Raw genomic sequence first — 19,654 nt, forward strand, 5'->3', positions numbered from 1 at the left:
GAGTGTACAACTCTAATGTGGTTCTTATACATAAAGATTAAAGTTGAAAACAAACAATAAGCAGGCATTATTTTAAGGTACATATTAAAATTAGGTAGTATAGAAAGAAGAAATTAATCTAAGAATTTATTGTTATGAAAAAATGTTCTTAACAAGGCTAAATAGCTAGGTTTTTTACGTAATTTTGGTATGAAGAGATATCTGGAAGCTTAAATGCAATGAACAATTCAAGATTTGAGAATGCCTGGTTGCAACAAGATACATCGTCAATTCAGTATTATGATAAAAAATATACAAGCAGCACATATATCAAAGGTGATTTTACGGACTCGTTAGATTACCTAGAAGGACTTGCTCAAGGATATTCTGAGAAGTACGGAACTGATAAAAAAAGGATTATAATTTATAAATAACTGTGTGGAGGTTTCAAGGCGTTCCCTTCAAAAGGATTTTTAACGGATGGCACTAAAATAGGTGATTTTGTGCAGTCATATCCGAATGATTTGATACCCTATAAATTTGCTGTTTGGGCAAAAAATGAGTTTAAAAATAATGCCTATACCTACAAGAGTTACAGCCAACAAGTTCAAAGTTTTATACAAGACAATGAAAGGAAATCCGGATCGGGTTGGTACAACTTATTGTATGGATAAGATACATTTTTGGAAAATATCAAAATAGGGAAGCAACTATTTAATAAGTAGTGTGTAGCAGGATAGATAGTAATACCTATTATGTACTAAGGAGTGATTTGGTGAAATATTGGATCATAGGATTTGTGGTCTGTATTATACTATTCTTTACTTATAGCATATTTATGGAACACCATGGGGAAAAGAAACCATGAGGAAAGAAGCATCAAGATACTTGCAAGACAAATACGGTGAAGAAATGACAATTGAGTCAATAGAGTATGACTTCGACAATTCATCATTTTTCAAGTATAGGTACTTTGCAGTAGCCCACTTAAAGAAGAACCCTCAAATTCAATTTCGAGTAAACAAGTATAGTGGAGAATTAGCGGACACCTACAATATTTCCTATTGGAAATATGAAGTTGAAAATGAGATTAAACAAAAATTTCGCCAAATATCGAGTGTGTCGTTTCAATTAAGGTCTAATCCGTTACAAGATCAAATTGAAGGCGACGGAATATATCCCCCTAGTTATCATGAAATAAAGAAAGAAATCAAGGAAAAAGATATGCCTGTATTAAGACTATGGTTTAGTGTAAATGATCACAAGCAAAAACAAACGATGAATACAATGTTTGAAGTCGTTTCGTTTCTCAAGGAGAAGGAATACAGATTATCGGCAATTCACTTTCGCTTTATGTTTGATAATCAAACATACTATTTAAGGGGTGTAGATTTAAAGGGTGTTACTGATCTTCAATCACTGGTTAACAGGCTTGAATAGTTTGTTTCTTCACCACATGCGAGTGTAGTAACTTCATGTGGTTTTCTTTCAATGAGTCTGTCCCAAAAGTAAACTTTATGACCGGTTGCCCTTGATGTGACCAAACACGCTCTCGACCACCCTTTTACGCCGAGCATGGATCGCGGGTTTCTCGTTCTAAATGGAATTATAGTAGTTAGTTTTTGCGGAAAAGCAAGGAAAGCAGATTTAAATGGATTTCATGTTGTTAGATAAAGGGAACTGTTCATTATAGGCCGGATTCTTGATTTTAGGTGCATCAAATCCATCTAATCTAATGAATCACTCGTCTAGAGCATAATTAGATACATGAATTCCATTTAGTGTTCGAGTTGGATAGCTTATGTTCGAGTTCGACAGCATATGTCCAACAGTCAAATAAGATAAGCCAAAAAATGGGATGCAGGCAAGGGAGAAATTGATTCCGGCAAAATTGATTTCGTAGAAACCAATTCTATAGAAACAAATTCTGCAGAAAGGAATACGCTTTCGAAAAGAATGGGGCGCCCCTCAGTCATCTATGATGACTTCTGGGAGAGCCCCATCTCTGGTTTTGATAGAAATTAAAGCTGCTGAGCCAGCTGCTGGTAGATCTGTCTGCTCCACAGGCTCCAAGGCGCATCCTCCGGCGGGAGAGAGACCAGCCGCACCGGCTCCTTCGTTACCGGGTGCGGGCAACCGACGTATAGCGACCATAAAGCGATTTGCTGACCCGGCTTGTTAACGGTCTGTCCATATTTCTGATCGCCGTAAAGCGGGCAGCCGATATGGCTGAGCTGCACCCGGATTTGGTGAGGGCGGCCGGTCAGCAGCGTGACCTTGACCAGCGTAAGGCTGTCGCCCTGAGCCGTCCCGATGACTTCATAGTCGAGGATGGCTTCTTTGCCGCCAGGGGTTCCTTTGGAGACGACCGATACGGTATTCGTGCGCTCATTCTTCAGGAGCGTATTCGTCAGGCGGCCTTGCTGCTGTCTAGGCACGCCATGGACAATAGCAAGATACGTCTTGTCGAAGCTGCGGCTCCGCACGGCCTCGGACAGCCGGGAGGCGGCCTTCGAGGTTTTGGCAAAAATCATCGCGCCGCCAACGGGGCGATCCAGCCGGTGAACGAGCCCCAAATATACATTGCCCGGCTTCTCGTACCGCTTCTTGATATCTTCCTTCAATAAGGACAGCAGGTCAGGATCGCCGCTTGCATCGCCTTGCGTCGGAATGTTGACCGGCTTGACGATTCCTAGCAGATGATTATCCTCGTACAAAATTTCGAAGCTGGATTCCGCTGGCGTCCTGCCCTCGCTCAAGCTATTCGTCGTCATCGATTAATCCTCCCAGCGGCCGAGTATCCCGCAAGGAAGGTTGAGCCCGGAATGAGTGATCGGCAGGCCGATCTCGCCGGCAGAAATGCTGCCCCCGTAGCGTTTCTGCACCGTCATCGACAGAATATTGTGCAGAACGGTAGGAGAGATGCCCGTTGTATAGGAATTGATCAGGAAGAAGAGAGGGTTGTCCGACAAAATGGACAAGCACGACTCCACGAAGGGATACAGGCTGCTCTCCAGCTTCCACATCTCGCCGCCGGGCCCCCGTCCGTAGGATGGCGGGTCCATGATGATGGCATCATAGCGGTTGCCGCGCCGCTGCTCGCGCTGTACGAATTTGAACACATCATCTGTAATGTAACGGATAGGCCGATCAGCAAGCCCGGACAGAGCGGCGTTCTCTTTAGCCCATTGCACCATTCCTTTGGCCGCGTCGACGTGCACGACGGAAGCCCCGGCCGAGGCGGCTGCTACGGTGGCCCCGCCCGTATAGGCAAACAGGTTCAGCACCTGGATCTTACGGTCTGCGCGGGAGATTTTGTCCATCATCCAGCTCCAGTTCGCCGCCTGCTCCGGGAACAGGCCCGTATGCTTGAAGCTCGTCGGGCGAATATAAAATTTGAGATGCTCATACGAGACCGTCCAGCGCTCCGGAATCTGCTTCTTCATCTCCCACTGGCCGCCTCCTGAGGAGCTGCGGTGGTAGTGGCCATGCACATTCCTCCATTGCTGGGATTCATGGCGGATCGGCCAAATAATCTGCGGGTCGGGTCGGCGCAGAATGATGTCTCCCCAGCGCTCAAGCTTCTCCCCGCCTCCAGTGTCGATAATTTCGTAATCCTTCCATTTGTCTGCTACATGCATCAGTCTATCCATCCTTCCGATATCCTCTAGAGGTAACCTATCAAATGAAAACGGCAAGCCGCTTCAAATGGCGTAATTTACGCTTGCAAACCTACGAAAGTTATTGTACCTCATTATTCCACCTCCATGCTACCAATTGTGGAATTGGCGAGTCTAAAGCAGCGAAAAAAATAAATTTTAAAAAATTTTGCAATTCCCTGTTGACGTGTAAGCGCTTTTAAAATACAATAAAAACGTATTAGCAAAACGATTTAGCAAAACGTATTAGCAAGCTATGGCTTAGTTTGCTAGGCCGTAACTATGATATACGGGCGGAATCAAGACATTCGTCGCTATGTGTTATTGAATTGATCTTATCTCGCCAAAGCATATACAATGGATTAGGATATTTTGCCATTATGATGGAAGTGATGAGGTGTTAAAAGCATGGCAAGCATTAAGGAAATAGCCCAACTTGCGAAGGTATCGCAAGGCACGGCTTCCATGGTGTTGAACGGCAAGGGCGATAAGTACCGGATATCCGCCGCGACCCAGTTGAAAATATTAGAAGCTGCCAGGCAGCTTAACTATCAGCCGAATATTTCGGCCAGAAGGCTGCGGAGCGGGGGAGAAACGGTGCTGCCGATCATTGCTTTGTTCTGGACGCTTGACACACGGACTGCGCTCGTCGGCCGTTATCTGAAGGGCTTCCAGCACGCCTTGAACGAGCTGGAGGATGAGTATGAGCTGTTGATTCAGCCATACGTCGGCACCAAGCTGCATGAGGTGAGAAGCCTCGTAACGGGAACGCGCTTCAACGGGGCAATCATTGCGAACTCTACCGAGGAGGATGACGAGTTTCTCGAGCAGGCTGATTTAAACGTTCCGATCGTCCTGCACCAGCGCGAATCAAGCAAATATTCATCAGTTAACGTCGATAGCCGGAAGAGCGGCGAGATGGTGGCGGAGAGATTGCATAAGAGAGGCCATAAGAGAGCAGGGCTGATTGTTCCGGACGTATCGTCCAAGGCGATCATGCTGCGCAGGGAAGGATTCCAGGATAAAGCGGCTGAGCTTGGCCTGGAAATCGAAGAGGAGCATCTCGTGTATGAAGACTTCTCGGAGCAGGGCGGATATGAGGCGGTAATGCGAATGAAGGAGCAGTCGGTACCGCTGCCTACCGGCGTATTCGCGATCAGTGATCAGATGGCCGTAGGCGCGCTGAAGGCGTTGAATGAAATTGGTGTTAAAGTACCGGAAGACATGGAGATTATTGGCTATGATAATGACGAAGTCACCAATTTTACTATACCTACACTATCAACGGTTCATCTTCCCGTAGAAGAGATGGCGAAGGAGAGCCTGAGAATGCTGACGGATATGATGCTGTACAAGACCAATGTCAAGGTTCATAAAATGTTCGAGACGCACATTGTAACCCGTAAATCCTGCGGGGAGTAAGCCGGACAGGGGCTAATCGGATTACAGCTAGATTGCTAACCTAGATTGCTAACCTAGATTGCCAGCCCGGATTACAGCAAGGATCACAGAAGGGGTTCATACCCAGAATTTACAGTTTGAGTTGACAGCTTTGTTTTATGGCTAGCGTTTCATACTAGCGTTTCATAGCTAACCGGGGGAAGGCGGCGATGGTTTTCTCCCTGGTTAGTCTAAAATACAAGCTATACATCTTCATTCACAACCTGAAAGGGGGTGAGCGTAAATTCCGAACCGCAATAAGAAAGCGCTTACATTTATGGTTTGACAGCAAAGCTCGATAAATCTTGAGAATCCTTAGAGGGGGATGTACATGAGAACAAAGAGATGGCTTGCAAGTTTTCTTACCGTAATGCTGTTAGCTTTACCATTGGCAGGCTGCGCGGCCGATCCTAAACCGCAAGGGGCCAATTCACCGTCATCCGCGAATAACGGGGGCAGCGGCAAGGTTGTCAACATCGATTTTTGGGGCGGCTGGACAGGTCCTGACCTTAACACGATGGAAGGGCTAGTTAATAAGTTCAATCAGGAGCAAAGCGGCATTCATGTTGAATTCACTTCACTGCAGTGGACTCCGCTGTTCACGAAATTTCTGACAGAGATGAAGGGCGGTAACCCGCCGGATGTGCTGGTCATGCATCCATTTGAGCTGGGACAGTTCGTGGAAATGGGCGTTCTTGACAGCGCGCCGATTGCCGATGTCGGTATGGAGTCAGGAAATTACTCCTCCTTCGCTTGGGGCGGGACGTTCTATAAAGGGGAACAATATGCGGTTCCGCTAGACGTTCACATGCATGGATTGTATTACAATAAGGAGCTTTACGAAGAAGCAGGGATATCCCAGCCTCCTTTGACAGGAGAAGAGCTGATCGCGACAGCCCAGAAGCTTACGATCGACAACAAAGGCAAGCGCGCCGACGAGGAAGGCTTCGACGAGAACAATATCGTGCAGTATGGGCTGGGCTTTTCCATGAACCATCACGTGTTCTACCAAATCTATGCCCTGCTGAACCAACAGGATCATAATCCGTTCACGGAAGATATGGAAGCGGTTGAATTGGACGAGGACAAAATGGCCAATGCGATTGCCTTCCTGCAAGACCTGGTATTCAAATACAAAGTCGTGCCTAAAGGCGAGAAGTCCCCAGTTGATGATTTTATGGGCGGAAAAGTAGCGATGTTCGTCGACGGGCCATGGCAAATGCCGAAGCTCGAGGAATCCAACATTCAGTGGGCAAGCGCGCCTTACCCTAAAGTGTTCGATAAGCCAGCCGCATGGGGAGCTGCTGAAATCCTGACCTTCCCGCTCAAGAAAAACAATGATCCTGAAAAAGCTAAAGCTGCGATCGAATTCGTGAAATGGCTGGATCAAAACTCCGGCGAATGGGCTAAATCCGGTCAGCTTCCTTCAAGCAATATCGGAATGCAAACGGCCCAGAGCATGGAAGGAAGAGCGGCGTTCATCAACAGCCTAGACAGCAGCGTTCTGCTTCCATCGCATCCAAAAGCGGCGCAAATTTTCTCCAGCACGGCTCCAAGCCCGATTCTGACGGCCGCTCAGGACGCTATTCTGAACAATAAAGATCCACATGATATTGCCAAGCAATTGAAGAAGGACATGGACAGTCTGCTGCAAGAATAGAACCTCAAGCGGCGCCACGTTACAGAATGATTACGAAGAGACCTGATGCGGCATGGCAAGGGAATGCGCTCCGCCTGCCGCGTCGGGACCATGTACCACATCTTGCATGAAAGTAATATCACCATCGTGGTAGAAAGGTTGACGACTTCATGAAATCACAAGGAAAAGTCGCGGCGTTGTTCTTGCTGCCTTATTTGCTCGTATTCCTTGTCTTTCGCTTTGGACCGAGTGTAGCAGGGCTGTTCATCGGCTTTATGAAATGGAATATCGTCGGCGATGCCGAGTTTGCAGGACTCGCCAACTTCAAGAAGCTATTCAACGATCCGATCTTTTGGGTCTCTCTGAAAAATACGCTGTTGTTTCTCTTATTGACATTGCCGCCGCTCATTGTGTTCAGCCTTTTGATGGCTGTGCTTCTAAATCAGAAGCTGCGCTTCCGCAACGCCGTAAGAACAATCTCCATTATTCCTTACGTATTGATCCCGGCGGTCGTCGGTATTATCTGGAACTGGCTATATGACAACAATTTCGGCATTCTCAATTACTATCTGAAGCTGATTGGCCTCGGGCCGGTTGAATGGCTGACCAGTGAAAAATGGGCGCTGTTCTCGATCGCTCTGGTCACCGTGTGGTCGTACCTCGGCTATAACATGATTCTGTATCTTGCCGGTCTGCAGGATATTTCGGCGGACTTATACGAGGCGGCCAGAATTGACGGAGCCACAGGCGCTCAGGCATTCATGAGAATTACCCTGCCTATGCTGAAGCCGATTACCTCGATGGTAATCACGCTGACCCTCGTGAATACGATCCAAATTTTCGACCAAATCTTCGTCATGACGAACGGCGGCCCTGGAACGGCTACGCTCACATTGGTGCAGTACTTATACGGAACCGCATTCCAGAACTATAATCTCGGTTACGGCTCTGTACTCGGTATAGCGACGCTGGTCATTCTGATCGTATTTGTGCAAATTCAATCCAGATTGCTGAAGCTGGATGATTAGGGGAGGCTCACGGCATGAAGCTAAAAAACACATTGATCTACATTGTCATGGCGTTCATCGGTGTCATTTTCCTGTTTCCCTTGCTGTGGTCGATCGTATCTTCGCTAAAGCCGGAAGCAGAGATAATGAATTACCCGCCGAAATGGATCGCTGATTTTACGCTCATCAATTATAAATCCGTTCTCGCTCAGTATCCGTACACCGGCTGGATGATGAACAGTCTAATCATTACTGTATTATCCACGTTGTTCGTGCTGGTGCTGACTACGCCGGCGGCTTATGCCTTCGGCCGGCTTAACTTCAAGGGGAAGAAGGTTATTTTTACGCTGATCGTCTCTATGCTGCTTATTCCGATTCAGGCGTATATCGTTCCTTTATTCCTGCTCGTTTCCGAATTGAAGCTGCTGAATACTTTTGCGGCGCTGATCCTGGTAGCTGGTGCTAATGTCATCAGTGTGTACATTTTGACCAGCTTCTTCAAGGGGATTCCGAATGAGCTGGAGGAAGCCGCGAGAATCGATGGCTGCAAGGATTTCGGGATCTTCTGGAAGGTGATGCTGCCTTTAACGAAGCCTGCCGTCTCGACAGTAACGATCCTGATGTTCATCTCGAACTGGAACAATTTCCTGTGGCCGATGATCGCGATTCGCGCGAATGCCTTGAAGCCATTGACGGTGGGGATCGCCCAGTTTATGGGCGGAGCGAATTCCACCGCGCAATTCCAGTATGGCACATCGCTGGCCGCTGCCTGTATGGCCATCATCCCGTCTGTAATCGTGTTCTTGTCGCTGCAGCGCTATTTTGTCGAAGGGATCACGAACTCGGGGATCAAGGGTTAAGTTGACTAAGTCTTAAGTTGACCAAAAATCAGGCTGCGGGATAAAAAAGGATCCGTGAATTGCCATGACTAAGTCATTAGCTGCCAAGGATTTGGTCATAAACTGCAAGTGACATCTCAGGAGGGAGATCCGGTATGTTCGAGGAGATAACCAATGAATGGATTATGGGGGAGGACAAACCCTTTGCCAGCTGTCATGCTTCACATTTAGCTGTTTTGCCTGACGGAGACATCTTGGCCGTTTGGTTTGCAGGCAGCAGGGAGGGCGCGGATGACAGTGCAATCTGGTGCTCTCGCAGGACCGGGGGGAAATGGTCGCAGCCCGTGCAAATAGCCGCCGGGGAGGGAGAGCCCTGCTGGAATCCGGTGCTGATGAATCTTCCGGGAGGCGAGCTGCTGCTGTTCTATAAAATCGGACGACTGATCAAGGAATGGCGGACGCTCTGCAAAACCTCCAAGGACGGGGGAAGAACCTGGTCGGAGGCGAGCGAGCTGGTTGCTGGAGATCGGGGCGGCAGAGGACCGGTTCGCAACAAGGTGGCCGTTCTGTCGGACGGCGCCTGGATTGCTCCCGCTTCAGTCGAGGATGGAATCTGGACGTCGTTCGCGGACCGCTCGGACGATCAGGGCTTGACCTGGAAGCGCAGCGAGGATATTGGCATCCCCGGGATCGACCGGAAGGATATTCATGCAGTCCGCAGCGACATTCCGGTATCGGAGCAGTCTTTTTACGGGCGCGGGGTTATTCAGCCGTCTGTATGGGAGTCCCGGCCAGGCCAGGTTCATATGCTGATGAGAAGCTCCGAAGGCTTCATTTATCGCAGTGATTCACAGGATGGCGGTCTCCACTGGAGCGAAGCTTATCCGACGACTGTGCCGAACAATAACAGCGGCATGGACGTAGTCCGTATGGATGACGGAACCCTTGTGCTCTGCTGCAATCCGGTCGGGATCAATTGGGGACCGCGCACGCCGCTTGTATTAATGGCGTCCTCCGATAACGGGCTGACCTGGTCCGAGGAGGCCGTGCTGGAAGAGGGCGAGGGCGAATTCTCGTATCCGGCGATTATTGCGGATGGAGATCATATTTACCTGACTTATACATGGAACAGAGTCAATATCGCTTATAGGAAGCTAAGAAGAAGCTAGCATTCATGAGGGAATACAATCCGATTTTTGAAATTTAGCCGGTGTCCGGGCGACAGTAAGGGTAGGGATTGCTGCAACTGAATACAATCGTGGAGGGAACATAGATGTTGAATCAATCGAAATCACAAATTCCGAACGGGGTATGGCCGACGATGGTCACACCGTTCAAAGAGAACGGAGAAATCGATTTTATTGCCCAGGAGCGGGCGATCGAGTGGTATATCCGGCAGGGCGTCGACGGTCTGTTCGCAGTTTGCCAATCGAGTGAAATGTTTCACTTAAGCCTGGAAGAGAGAGTCAAGCTGGCCTCTTTTATTAAGGAAAAAGCTGCCGGGCGAGTCCCTGTCATTGCATCTGGCCATATTTCTGACAGCTATGAAGACCAGGTGGAGGAACTTAAGGCTATAGCCGCAACGGGGATCGATGCGCTTGTGCTCATCACGAACCGGCTGGCCCAAGAACACGAGTCGGATGATGTATGGAAGGACAATCTCGAGAAGCTGCTCGGCCAATTGCCGGAGGATATCCCGTTAAGCTTCTACGAGTGCCCGCACCCCTATAAAAGAATCATTTCCCCAGAATTGCTCCAATGGTGCGCGAGCACGGAGAGATTCCACTTTTTGAAAGATACGAGCTGTGATACGGACAATATTCGGCAGAAGCTCGAAGCCGTACAAGACAGCGCTTTGAAAATATATAATGCCAACTCAGCGACGCTGCTGGAGACGCTTCGGCTCGGCATTGCGGGATATAGCGGCGTGATGGCGAACTTCCATCCTGACCTCTATGTGTGGCTTTATAGAAATTGGGAGAACGAGCCGAAAAGAGCGGAAAAGCTCATTAATTATCTCAGCATGACCTCCCTGATCGAGAAGCAATTATATCCGGTAAACGCCAAGTATTACTTAATGCTGGAAGGCGTCTTTGATAATTACTATTGCCGGGTGAAGAACCATCACGACTTCACGGCAACGAACCGGCTGGAAATTCGTCAGCTGCATCAATTGTCCAAGCAGTTGTCCGAGCAATTCACTTTATAAGGAGGCATTATTCATGAGTACACCGATCATTGTGAATCGATTCGAGGGCGACATGCCTAAAATTGGCATCCGTCCGGTGATTGACGGCCGCCGCGGCGGAATTCGCGAATCCCTGGAGGAGCCAACGATGAATTTGGCGCGGGCTTGCGCCCGTTTTCTCTCGGAAAACCTTCGCCATGCCAATGGATTGCCTGTGGAATGTGTAGTAGCGGATACGACGATCGGCGGGGTGCGCGAGGCCGCCCGTACGGCCGAGAAATTCCGCCGGGAAGGCGTTGGACTGACGATTACGGTAACCCCGTCCTGGTGCTACCCGTTAGAGACGATCGATACGGATCCTTGGATGCCCAAGGCGATTTGGGGCTTTAACGGAACGGAGCGTCCCGGGGCGGTATATCTGGCTGCTGCGCTGGCCGCTCACAATCAGAAGGGCTTGCCTACGTTCAGTATCTATGGACGGGATGTGCAGGATATCGGCGATGATACGATCCCGGAGGATGTACAGGCCAAGCTGCTGAACTTCGCCAAGGCGGGGCTGGCTGTGGCGACGATCCGCGGGAAATCCTACTTGTCCATGGGGACCGTATCCATGGGGATTGCCGGCTGTATCGTGGATGAAGGCTTCTTCCACAACTATCTCGGCATGCGCAATGAGTACGTCGATATGACCGAGTTTATCCGGCGGATGGAGCGGGGTATCTACGACCAGAAGGAATATGAGCGTGCGCTAGCTTGGACGAAGGAGAATTGCAGGGAAGGGGAAGATATTAACCCGCCGGAGCGACAAAGATCGGCCGAACAGAAGGCAGAGGATTGGGAGACAGTGGTCAAAATGGCGCTGATCGCCCGCGATCTGATGGTCGGCAATCCGAAGCTCGCGGAGATGGGCTACGGCGAGGAAGCCGAGGGACGCAATGCGATTGCCGCCGGCTTCCAGGGCCAAAGAGCCTGGACAGATCACCTGCCGACCGGCGATTTCATGGAGGCAATCCTGAGCAGCTCCTTCGATTGGAACGGCATTCGCGAGCCGTTCATGCTGGCTACGGAGAATGACAACCTGAATGCGGTCACGATGCTGCTGGGGCATCAATTGACGAACGCTGCGCAAATTTTTGCCGATGTCCGCACATATTGGAGCCCGGAGGCCGTCGAGCGGGTGACTGGCAAGAATCTGGAGGGGCTTGCAGCAGGCGGAGTGATCCATCTCATTAACTCCGGGCCGGCTTCGCTTGATGGTACGGGCCAGCAGTCCGTGAACGGTCAGCCGGCGATGAAGCCTTTCTGGGAAATCAGCGAGGAGGAAGTTCAGAAGTGCCTTGATGCCGTGTCCTGGTGTTCTGCGAAGGATTTCTTCCCGTCCGGCGGCTTTTCAACGGATTATACGACACGCGGCGGCATGCCGCTGACGATGGCCCGGATCAATCTGATCCATGGCATCGGGCCAGTGCTGCAAATCGCAGAGGGGTATTCCGTGGAATTGCCGGAGGATGTGCATGACGTGCTGGATCGCCGCTCTGATCCTACATGGCCGACAACGTGGTTCGTACCGAGATTAACAGGGACGGGGGCGTTTAAGGATGTGTATTCCGTCATGAATCACTGGGGCTCCAATCACTGCGCGGTCAGCTATGGGCATATCGGTGCCCAGTGGATCACGCTTGCCTCGATGCTGCGGATTCCGGTAAATATGCACAACGTGCCTGAGGCGGATGTTTTCCGGCCAAGCGTATGGTCGGCCTTCGGCGCCGACGATCCGACCGGAGCGGACTACCGGGCGTGCGCTGCTTTTGGGCCGCTGTATAAATAATTGGCAGTAGGAGCTTGGGAAGCGGGGGAGATGCATGGATATGAATGAACGCTATGTGCTCGGGATTGACTATGGTACCGAGTCGGGGCGGGTTGTGCTTGTAGACGTAAGTGACGGGCGTGAGATAGCATGGCATGTGACGCCTTATCCGCACGGTGTTATGGATTCGGAGCTTGCGGAAACCGGGATCAAGCTTGGTGCGGAGTGGGCGCTGCAGCATCCTGAGGATTATGTGGAGGTGCTGCGGCGATCCGTTCCTGAGGTTCTGAAGCTTTCCGGGGTTCAGCCGGAACGGATTATCGGCATCGGCGTCGATTTTACTTCCAGCACGATACTTCCCGTCGATCAGAATGGACAGCCGTTATGCTATGCCGAGGAATTCCGCCGTGAGCCGCATGCTTATGTGAAGCTGTGGAAGCATCACGCCGCCCAGCACGAGGCTGATCTGATCAACGAGCTTGCGGCTGCGCGGGCGGAGAGCTTCCTCGGAAGGTACGGCGGCAAGGTGTCCTCGGAATGGATGACGGCGAAGGCTCTGCAGGTGCTTCGGGAACGCCCGGATATTTATGACGCAGCGGATCGCTTCGTAGAGGCGGCAGACTGGATCGTCTTTGTCATGACAGGAGTCATGAAGCGCAATAGCGGCTGTGCGGGCTATAAATCGCTTTGGCACCGGAGAGAGGGCTATCCGTCCGCGGATTTCTACCGCCATCTGGACTCGAGCTTTGCTGCGTTTGCCGAGACGAAGCTGCGGGGAGATATCGTGCTGCTGAGCGAGTCGGCAGGTACGCTCACGGAAGAGGCGGCAGGTATGATGGGCCTGTGCCCGGGCATCGCCGTGGCTCCAGGCATTATTGATGCCCATGCGGCGGTTCCGGGTGTTGGAGCGACCTCGCCCGGAGATATGGTGCTGTCGATGGGGACTTCGTTATGCCACTTGCTGCTGAGCGATCGGGAAATTCAAGTAGAGGGCATATGCGGCATCGTGGAGGACGGGATTATTCCCGGGCTGTATGCCTATGAAGCCGGGCAGCCAGCCGTAGGGGATATGTTCGGCTGGTATGTGAAGCAGGGAGTCCCCGCTTATGCAGAACGGCAGGCCGTGCAGGCGGGCATGTCGGTTCATGCATGGCTGGAAGCCAGAGCATCCGAGCTGCTGCCCGGCGAGAGCGGATTGATTGCGCTCGATTGGTGGAACGGGAATCGCTCCAATCTGGTGAATTCCGAGCTTAGCGGCATGATTGTCGGACTCACACTGCAAACAAGACCTGAGGAAATTTACCGGGCTTTGCTGGAGGCTGCTGCATTTGGCACTCGCCATATTATCGAGGTGTTCGAAGCTGCCGGGGTAGAGGTGAAGGAGCTATACGCCTGCGGCGGATTGCCGCAGAAGAACAAGCTGCTGATGCAGCTGTATGCGGATATCACCGGCCGGGAAATTAAGGTCGCCGCCTCGGCGCAGACTCCGGCATTAGGCGCAGCGATGTTTGGCGCCGTAGCCGCCGGCTCCGCGCGAGGAGGCTATGACTCGATCGAGGAAGCGGCAAAACGTATGGCTCATCTCCAGGAGGAAAGCTACTCGCCGAATTCAGCGCATCAAGCGATGTACGATGCCCTATACAAGGAGTATCGCCTTTTGCACGACTATTTCGGGCGAGGCGGCAATGAAGTCATGCCCCGATTAAAGCAGCTGCAAAAAAAGGCCGTTAAGAGCTTTTAAGCTTCAAGACAATGCGGCAGCAATCCAGAGATTGAACCGTAATCCATCAGAAGAAGGTAGGTAAATCCATGATACTGGGTGACATCAGAAACCTGGAGCAAGAGAAGCATCTATACCCTTCCGCTGTGCGAAGAGGGTTGGACTATATCAGGCTGCGTCAGCTGGAGGATGCTCCACCCGGTAAATATGAGCTGGAAAGCGGAGGGATGTATGCCCTTGTCCAGGAATACGCTACGCAGCCGATTAGCGGCCAGCAGTTCGAATCCCATCACAGCTATATCGATATACAGTATTTGGTGAGCGGTGAGGAACGGATCGGCTGGAGAAGATATGACGACCGTCTGAAAATCAGCTTAAACCGCCTGCGCGAGGACGATATCCAATTTTATGAGGACAACAGCAGTCTAATGGGAGCAGGACATGGCGAAGGCAGCGAGTTGATTATGGCGCCAGGGTTATTCGCCGTATTCTTCCCAACGGATTTGCATCGCCCATGCGGTCATGTGCATAGCGAGAGCAGAATCCGCAAGATCGTCATAAAAATTCACCGAAGACTCGTCGGGCTGTAATTCTTCTCGTGCAAGGCCATTAAAATGAACGATTGCTTGCGAAGCCTTGGCTCCGTATGGCAGTCGTTCGTTTATTTTAACGCTCTTTGCCCGTTGCTGACTAGCCGCAATGCGCTTTGCGCCGCTTCAGCAATTTCGAATGGAGAGATTTCTTGCAGACTCCCAGCTTGACAAGTTTATTTCAGCGAGTTAGCTTTGTAAATATTATAAGACAATGTTAAGGTCAAGCGAAAATCATTGAAGCTAGGGAGGCGCTTAAGATGAGTGAATCAAACCGGTCCGGCGGTACAGACCAAGTGATCGAAATGCGAAATGTAACATGGCGGCGGGACGGGAAGGTCGTCTTGGATGGAATAGACTGGCAGGTGGCTCCCGGCGAGAATTGGGCTCTGTTCGGGCTGAACGGCTCTGGCAAGACGACATTGCTGAATATGATCAACGGATACATTTGGCCGACCACGGGAACGATTTCCGTGCTGGGCCATAAATATGGGGAAGTGGACGTCAGGGAGATGCGCAAATCGATCGGCTGGGTCAGCTCCTCTCTGCAGCAAAGGATCCATGGCTCCGAGAAGGTGCAGGATTTGGTCGTGAGTGGAAAGTTTGCTTCGATCGGACTTTATGAGAAGCCCTCCAGCGAGGATTTTGACCGGGCGGAAATGCTGATGCGGCAATTGAGATGCGGCCATTTGCTGGATCGTTCGTATCAGACCTGCTCCCAAGGCGAGCAGCAGAAGCTGCTTATTGCAAGGGCGCTCATGGCTGATCCGAAGCTGCTTATCCTGGATGAGGCTGCGAACGGCCTCGATTTCATCTCGAAGGAAGGGCTGCTGGACAGCATTCAGGAGCTGGCGCTGCAGCCGGCTGCTCCGCATATGATCTATGTCACCCACCACACGGAGGAAATCATTCCCGCCTTTGCAAAGACGCTGCTGCTTCGCCGCGGCGAGGTGTTCATGCAAGGAAGTACGAAGGAGATGTTCCATGGGGACATCCTTTCGGAGTTTTTCGAACTGCCGGTAGATGTCAGCTGGAGAAATGAGCGGGCCTGGCTTTCCAAGAAATAAATACGAATTTTTCCTTGAATTTGTTACCTTTTCCATAGTGATGCGTATTATCAAGTAGAGCCGTGCCAGGTTACTCGGCAGGCATATACATAATGTGGAGGGGATCATAATGGAAGCAGTACCGAATAACAAACCAAGGAAAAATCCGGGATACAGGGGATTGATCGCTGTAGTAGCGATCGTGATTCTGGGCATTGTCGGCGTGAACAGCGTAACACAGGTCCAGTATGGCCATGTGGGATTGTATAAAACGTTTGGGAAGCTGAATGACAATATTCTGGCGCCTGGCATTCATTTGAAGATACCTTTCATTCAGACGGTCATTCAGGTCAATACACAGGTAACGAAGACCGAAACGGATACGACGGCATCCTCCAAGGATTTACAGCCCGTCTCCACGCATGTCGTTGTCAACTATTCCGTGAATAAAGAGTCTGCTTACAATTTGATGAACAACGTCGGCGGGGCTTATGATTCGGTTATCATTAATCCGGCTGTGCAGGAGGTCGTCAAAGAGGTTACCGCGCGGTATCCTGCTGAGGATTTGATCGCCAAGCGCGACATCGTAGCCGGTGAAATCAGCGAGCATTTGACCGCTAGAATGGCGAAATATGATTTGATCGTCAATGAAATCAACATCGTGAATTTTAAATTCTCCGAGGCATTTGACCACTCGATTGAAGCGAAGCAGGTTGCCCAGCAGCAGGCGCTGAAGGCAGAGAACGATTTGAAGCGGATCGAAATCGAAGCGAAGCAGAAGATCGCCCAGGCGCAGGCTGAGGCCGAGGCTCTGAAGCTGAAGAAGCAGGAGGTTACGCCGGAGCTCGTACAGCTGAAGCAAATCGAAGTTCAGGAGAAAGCGCTGGAGAAATGGGACGGACGTCTTCCTTCGGTAACCGGCGGAGCTACCCCGTTCATCGATGTTCAATCCTTTGTGAATCAGCAGCAATAAGCTGTGCTGGAACATTAGCGAAACCGTCAAGCTGCGGTTGAACTGTATCCATTGTTAGATGGTTTCTGACAATAGGGAGGTTCACGGCTTGACGGTTTTTTTGTTTGGCGTGGCGCTAAGGTGCCATTCGGCTATGCGGATTGAAGTATTAGAATAAACAGTCTAGTCTGGTTCAGCCCATGAATTCTCCCTCCAGAGCAGGAAATACAGATGGGCTCATTAATGCGTTTAGGCGTTCTTCATTTTGCTCCTGCGCGACTTAATGCCGTTAACCATCCAGTAGATTACTGGAATGACGTATTCGGTGAAAATGAGCAGCGGCGGCAGGCCGCTGGTGAGCAAATAATTCATTTCGATCTGCGAGCGAACCAGGAGGATGGACAGTATGCAGGCGAATGCTGTAAATGACAGGGCCAGCGGCTTGTGATTCGGCAACTTTAGCAGCAGGCTTATGCAATAGATGGCGATGAATACCATGAAGGAGACTTTAATAAACAGGCTCGTCAGCCAAAGAATGATCAGAATGGGATCCAGCGTTTCAATGAATGACCCTGTCCGCAGGGAACGAACGAGATCCAGGTCGGGATACGTCAGATTGGCTGCCAGCTCCGGGCCCATGATCATCAGGATCGGCACCAGATGAGACAGTATAATGATGAGCGAGGAGATGATCGTGATGGCTAACGTGCGATAGCTTTTCTTAGGCGATTTAATATATGGCATGATCAGGAACAGAAAGGCAAATTCCCCGAAAATAATGACGCTGTCATAGATGCCTGCACCCATCTGCTTCAAGTTCAAGCGGTTAACTAACGCAGGCAGCACTTCGATGTGCATGACCTGCGACACCATAAAAGGGGTACCGATAATGGCTAGCGCACTTATGAAAAAAAAGCCTAAGGAAGCTCGGAAAATGGTAGCGACCCCAGAACGGGTGCCGTATGCAACGCAAGCTCCGAACAAGATTGCTATGACCCAGGAGGGTGTTCCGGGCAAGTATACTTGAATGAGGAAATCCTCCAGCTCCCGAAGATTGATTGCGGCGAGCAGAAGATTCATGATCGCAATGAATACGACAACAACCGCATGCGGGGCTTTACCTATGATATCGCCGCCGTACTGGATGATCGTCTCATTTGGACGAGAGATGGTGACTTTGTAGGCGGGATACAGCAAGAGGATGCTCAATAGGCCTCCCGCGGATATGCTGACGGGCGCGGTGAATTCGCTGCTCTGGATATACCGGCCCATCATGAAAGCGATGATGACCGTGAAGATATATATATTGTACATCGTGAATATTTGCAGGTGAGTTATCTTCTGCATATCTGGTCCTCCCGTCATGAATGCAAGTGCCCTACAGCCACCGATCCAACAAGCGATACAGTCCATGCAGGGCGACTTCAATATTCCAGCTATCTTTAACGAGGAAGTGCATTTCCAGCAATAGGAGCAAAATTATATTCACCACAATTAGCCTCCACAGCTTGGCTGTATTACGGTAACGCTTGCGCCAATCCGCCCATTCATACAGCGTAATAAGGAGAAATACGAGGGCGATGCTGGTCAAGTGCTTTCCCCCCATTCCGTTCTGATCGACCGGTAAGCTTCTCCGGTGCCTCTTAGTCTTAAATGGGTTACGGGTTCAATGACGAGTTCCTCCGCATAGTATTCATTCCAATTCGGTTGAATTCTCTGCCATGCGTCAGGGTATTTCCAGTTTAAATATTTCTTGAACTGAAACACGTCGGCCTCGGCCGCGCGCGTTGTGTTGATCATCTGCATGATTCGGCGGCTTAGCTCCTCATTCAGCGCTTTTTGCGCCATAATCAGATGTGCATCGTTTTGAAGATCAAGCTTGGAGTCTGAGGTTAATACCGAGGCGGTTCCTCTCGTGAGCAGGCGAATGCCGGGAACATTCTTTTTGTTGCTTGCCTGGATCTTTGTGCGAACATGCTCCACGTTAAAGGTGATATCCTTGCCATCGATCGGCGACTCAATGCTGACTGCCATCTCTTTGATATCAGAATCGATCATTAGGGCAGCTCTCATCTCATCTTTGTTCAGGATGGGACGGATCATCTTGTTCTTCTTCAAAATGGCCGCTCCATCGACGCCCATCCAAACCTCGGCCCGCTCCTTCTTGGCGATGGCGCCGGGCTGCTTGCCGAAACTCAGTATGGGGACAAGGATATCCCCAGAGCCGTATCTTGTGCGGAGAACGTCCCGCAGCGTTGTGTCTATCGTCAGCTTCTGATTAATATAAGCCCGCAGAATGACGGAAACGAAACGCTCGAAAGTGGTCGGGGTCTTTACCAGTTCCATCACGCTTCCCGGAGTTATGAAAATATTTGCGCTGATGTGAAAGGCGATATGCCTGCTGATGAACTCGAGCACGGGATCGATTCCCTGCATCGCCAGTTTACTGCCGATGATGATGACCCGAGTTTGCCCGAAGGTAATGCGCCTTGACAGGTCGCTTTGAAGATCCTGCAAGGCCTGAGGCAGTTTTTTGCCTGTTTTCGAGACGAAAGCGAACGGATCCTTGCTCGTCTCGCCCGAACCCCCGGCTTGTCCCGGGATCATCCGGTTGGGCAGCGGAAAGCCGAGAGTCAGCTCGAACTGGCCATCATCCGTCAAGTCGACCATCATCAAATTGACGAAGGCCCGGTCATTGAGTTCAACAGGGGACCAGCAGCCGCTTGCAGTCAGAAAAATGATAGCTGAGAGTGTGGCAAGAAGCAGTCGGTTTCCCAGCTTGTTCAAC

General features: G+C 50.6%; 18 protein-coding genes. 13 read left to right on the forward strand and 5 right to left on the reverse strand.

Annotated features, from left to right (window positions below; translation table 11 throughout):
- Positions 1 to 218 precede the first annotated feature (218 nt).
- On the forward strand, positions 219 to 413 hold the full coding sequence (locus BN2762_RS15675; RefSeq protein ID WP_055107859.1) for a hypothetical protein: 195 nt from the start codon (positions 219 to 221) through the stop codon (positions 411 to 413).
- A gap of 430 nt (positions 414 to 843) precedes the next feature.
- The gene (locus BN2762_RS15680; RefSeq protein WP_055107860.1) at positions 844 to 1,419 is read left to right on the forward strand and encodes a hypothetical protein; all 576 of its coding nucleotides are present in this window, start codon (positions 844 to 846) and stop codon (positions 1,417 to 1,419) included.
- Positions 1,420 to 2,000: 581 nt separating this feature from the next.
- On the opposite strand, the gene BN2762_RS15685 is transcribed toward BN2762_RS15680, so the two are convergent.
- On the reverse strand, positions 2,001 to 2,753 hold the full coding sequence (locus BN2762_RS15685) for an RluA family pseudouridine synthase (RefSeq protein ID WP_055107861.1): 753 nt from the start codon (positions 2,751 to 2,753) through the stop codon (positions 2,001 to 2,003).
- Between the two features lie 3 nt (positions 2,754 to 2,756).
- Positions 2,757 to 3,620: a class I SAM-dependent methyltransferase gene (locus BN2762_RS15690; RefSeq protein ID WP_055107862.1), complete on the reverse strand. Its 864-nt coding sequence runs from the start codon at positions 3,618 to 3,620 to the stop codon at positions 2,757 to 2,759.
- 426 nt (positions 3,621 to 4,046) lie between these two features.
- Between BN2762_RS15690 and BN2762_RS15695 the strand changes: the two genes are divergently transcribed.
- The 11 genes from BN2762_RS15695 (at position 4,047) to BN2762_RS15745 (ending at position 16,887) form a co-directional block, all read left to right on the forward strand.
- On the forward strand, positions 4,047 to 5,060 hold the full coding sequence (locus tag BN2762_RS15695; protein ID WP_055107863.1) for a LacI family DNA-binding transcriptional regulator: 1,014 nt from the start codon (positions 4,047 to 4,049) through the stop codon (positions 5,058 to 5,060).
- 349 nt (positions 5,061 to 5,409) lie between these two features.
- Complete coding sequence (locus tag BN2762_RS15700; RefSeq protein ID WP_055107864.1) at positions 5,410 to 6,738, forward strand: extracellular solute-binding protein; 1,329 nt, start codon at positions 5,410 to 5,412, stop codon at positions 6,736 to 6,738.
- 149 nt (positions 6,739 to 6,887) lie between these two features.
- Positions 6,888 to 7,745 carry a carbohydrate ABC transporter permease gene (locus tag BN2762_RS15705; RefSeq protein ID WP_055107865.1) on the forward strand — a complete coding sequence of 286 codons (858 nt, stop codon included), beginning with the start codon at positions 6,888 to 6,890 and terminating at the stop codon, positions 7,743 to 7,745.
- A 14-nt stretch (positions 7,746 to 7,759) separates the two neighbouring features.
- Positions 7,760 to 8,584, forward strand: coding sequence for a carbohydrate ABC transporter permease (locus BN2762_RS15710; protein ID WP_055107866.1), 825 nt, complete (start codon positions 7,760 to 7,762; stop codon positions 8,582 to 8,584).
- A 134-nt stretch (positions 8,585 to 8,718) separates the two neighbouring features.
- Positions 8,719 to 9,732, forward strand: a complete 1,014-nt coding sequence (locus BN2762_RS15715) for a sialidase family protein (protein WP_055107867.1) — start codon at positions 8,719 to 8,721, stop codon at positions 9,730 to 9,732.
- A gap of 104 nt (positions 9,733 to 9,836) precedes the next feature.
- Positions 9,837 to 10,772, forward strand: coding sequence for a dihydrodipicolinate synthase family protein (locus tag BN2762_RS15720; RefSeq protein WP_055107868.1), 936 nt, complete (start codon positions 9,837 to 9,839; stop codon positions 10,770 to 10,772).
- Positions 10,773 to 10,785: 13 nt separating this feature from the next.
- Positions 10,786 to 12,579 (forward strand): L-fucose isomerase, encoded by a 1,794-nt coding sequence (locus BN2762_RS15725; RefSeq protein ID WP_055107869.1) that lies wholly within the window; start codon positions 10,786 to 10,788, stop codon positions 12,577 to 12,579.
- A gap of 40 nt (positions 12,580 to 12,619) precedes the next feature.
- Positions 12,620 to 14,299 (forward strand): ribulokinase, encoded by a 1,680-nt coding sequence (locus BN2762_RS15730; RefSeq protein WP_055107870.1) that lies wholly within the window; start codon positions 12,620 to 12,622, stop codon positions 14,297 to 14,299.
- A gap of 68 nt (positions 14,300 to 14,367) precedes the next feature.
- Complete coding sequence (locus tag BN2762_RS15735) at positions 14,368 to 14,868, forward strand: NanQ anomerase/TabA/YiaL family protein (RefSeq protein ID WP_055107871.1); 501 nt, start codon at positions 14,368 to 14,370, stop codon at positions 14,866 to 14,868.
- A gap of 260 nt (positions 14,869 to 15,128) precedes the next feature.
- Positions 15,129 to 15,935, forward strand: a complete 807-nt coding sequence (locus BN2762_RS15740) for an ABC transporter ATP-binding protein (protein WP_055107872.1) — start codon at positions 15,129 to 15,131, stop codon at positions 15,933 to 15,935.
- Between the two features lie 109 nt (positions 15,936 to 16,044).
- The gene (locus tag BN2762_RS15745) at positions 16,045 to 16,887 is read left to right on the forward strand and encodes a prohibitin family protein (RefSeq protein ID WP_055107873.1); all 843 of its coding nucleotides are present in this window, start codon (positions 16,045 to 16,047) and stop codon (positions 16,885 to 16,887) included.
- A 228-nt stretch (positions 16,888 to 17,115) separates the two neighbouring features.
- Here BN2762_RS15745 and BN2762_RS15750 read toward each other — a convergent pair whose 3' ends face one another.
- From BN2762_RS15750 to BN2762_RS15760, 3 genes are read right to left on the reverse strand one after another with little or no spacing between them, the layout of a single operon-like run.
- Positions 17,116 to 18,213, reverse strand: a complete 1,098-nt coding sequence (locus BN2762_RS15750; RefSeq protein ID WP_055107874.1) for a GerAB/ArcD/ProY family transporter — start codon at positions 18,211 to 18,213, stop codon at positions 17,116 to 17,118.
- A gap of 31 nt (positions 18,214 to 18,244) precedes the next feature.
- A complete protein-coding gene (locus tag BN2762_RS15755; protein ID WP_055107875.1) occupies positions 18,245 to 18,457 on the reverse strand; it encodes a hypothetical protein in 213 nt (70 codons plus the stop codon).
- Positions 18,454 to 19,653, reverse strand: coding sequence for a Ger(x)C family spore germination protein (locus BN2762_RS15760; protein ID WP_055107876.1), 1,200 nt, complete (start codon positions 19,651 to 19,653; stop codon positions 18,454 to 18,456). The genes BN2762_RS15755 and BN2762_RS15760 overlap by 4 nt, the downstream gene beginning before the upstream one ends.
- Position 19,654 lies beyond the last annotated feature (1 nt).

Source organism: Paenibacillus ihumii, from assembly GCF_001403875.1.
GTDB lineage: Bacteria > Bacillota > Bacilli > Paenibacillales > Paenibacillaceae > Fontibacillus > Fontibacillus ihumii.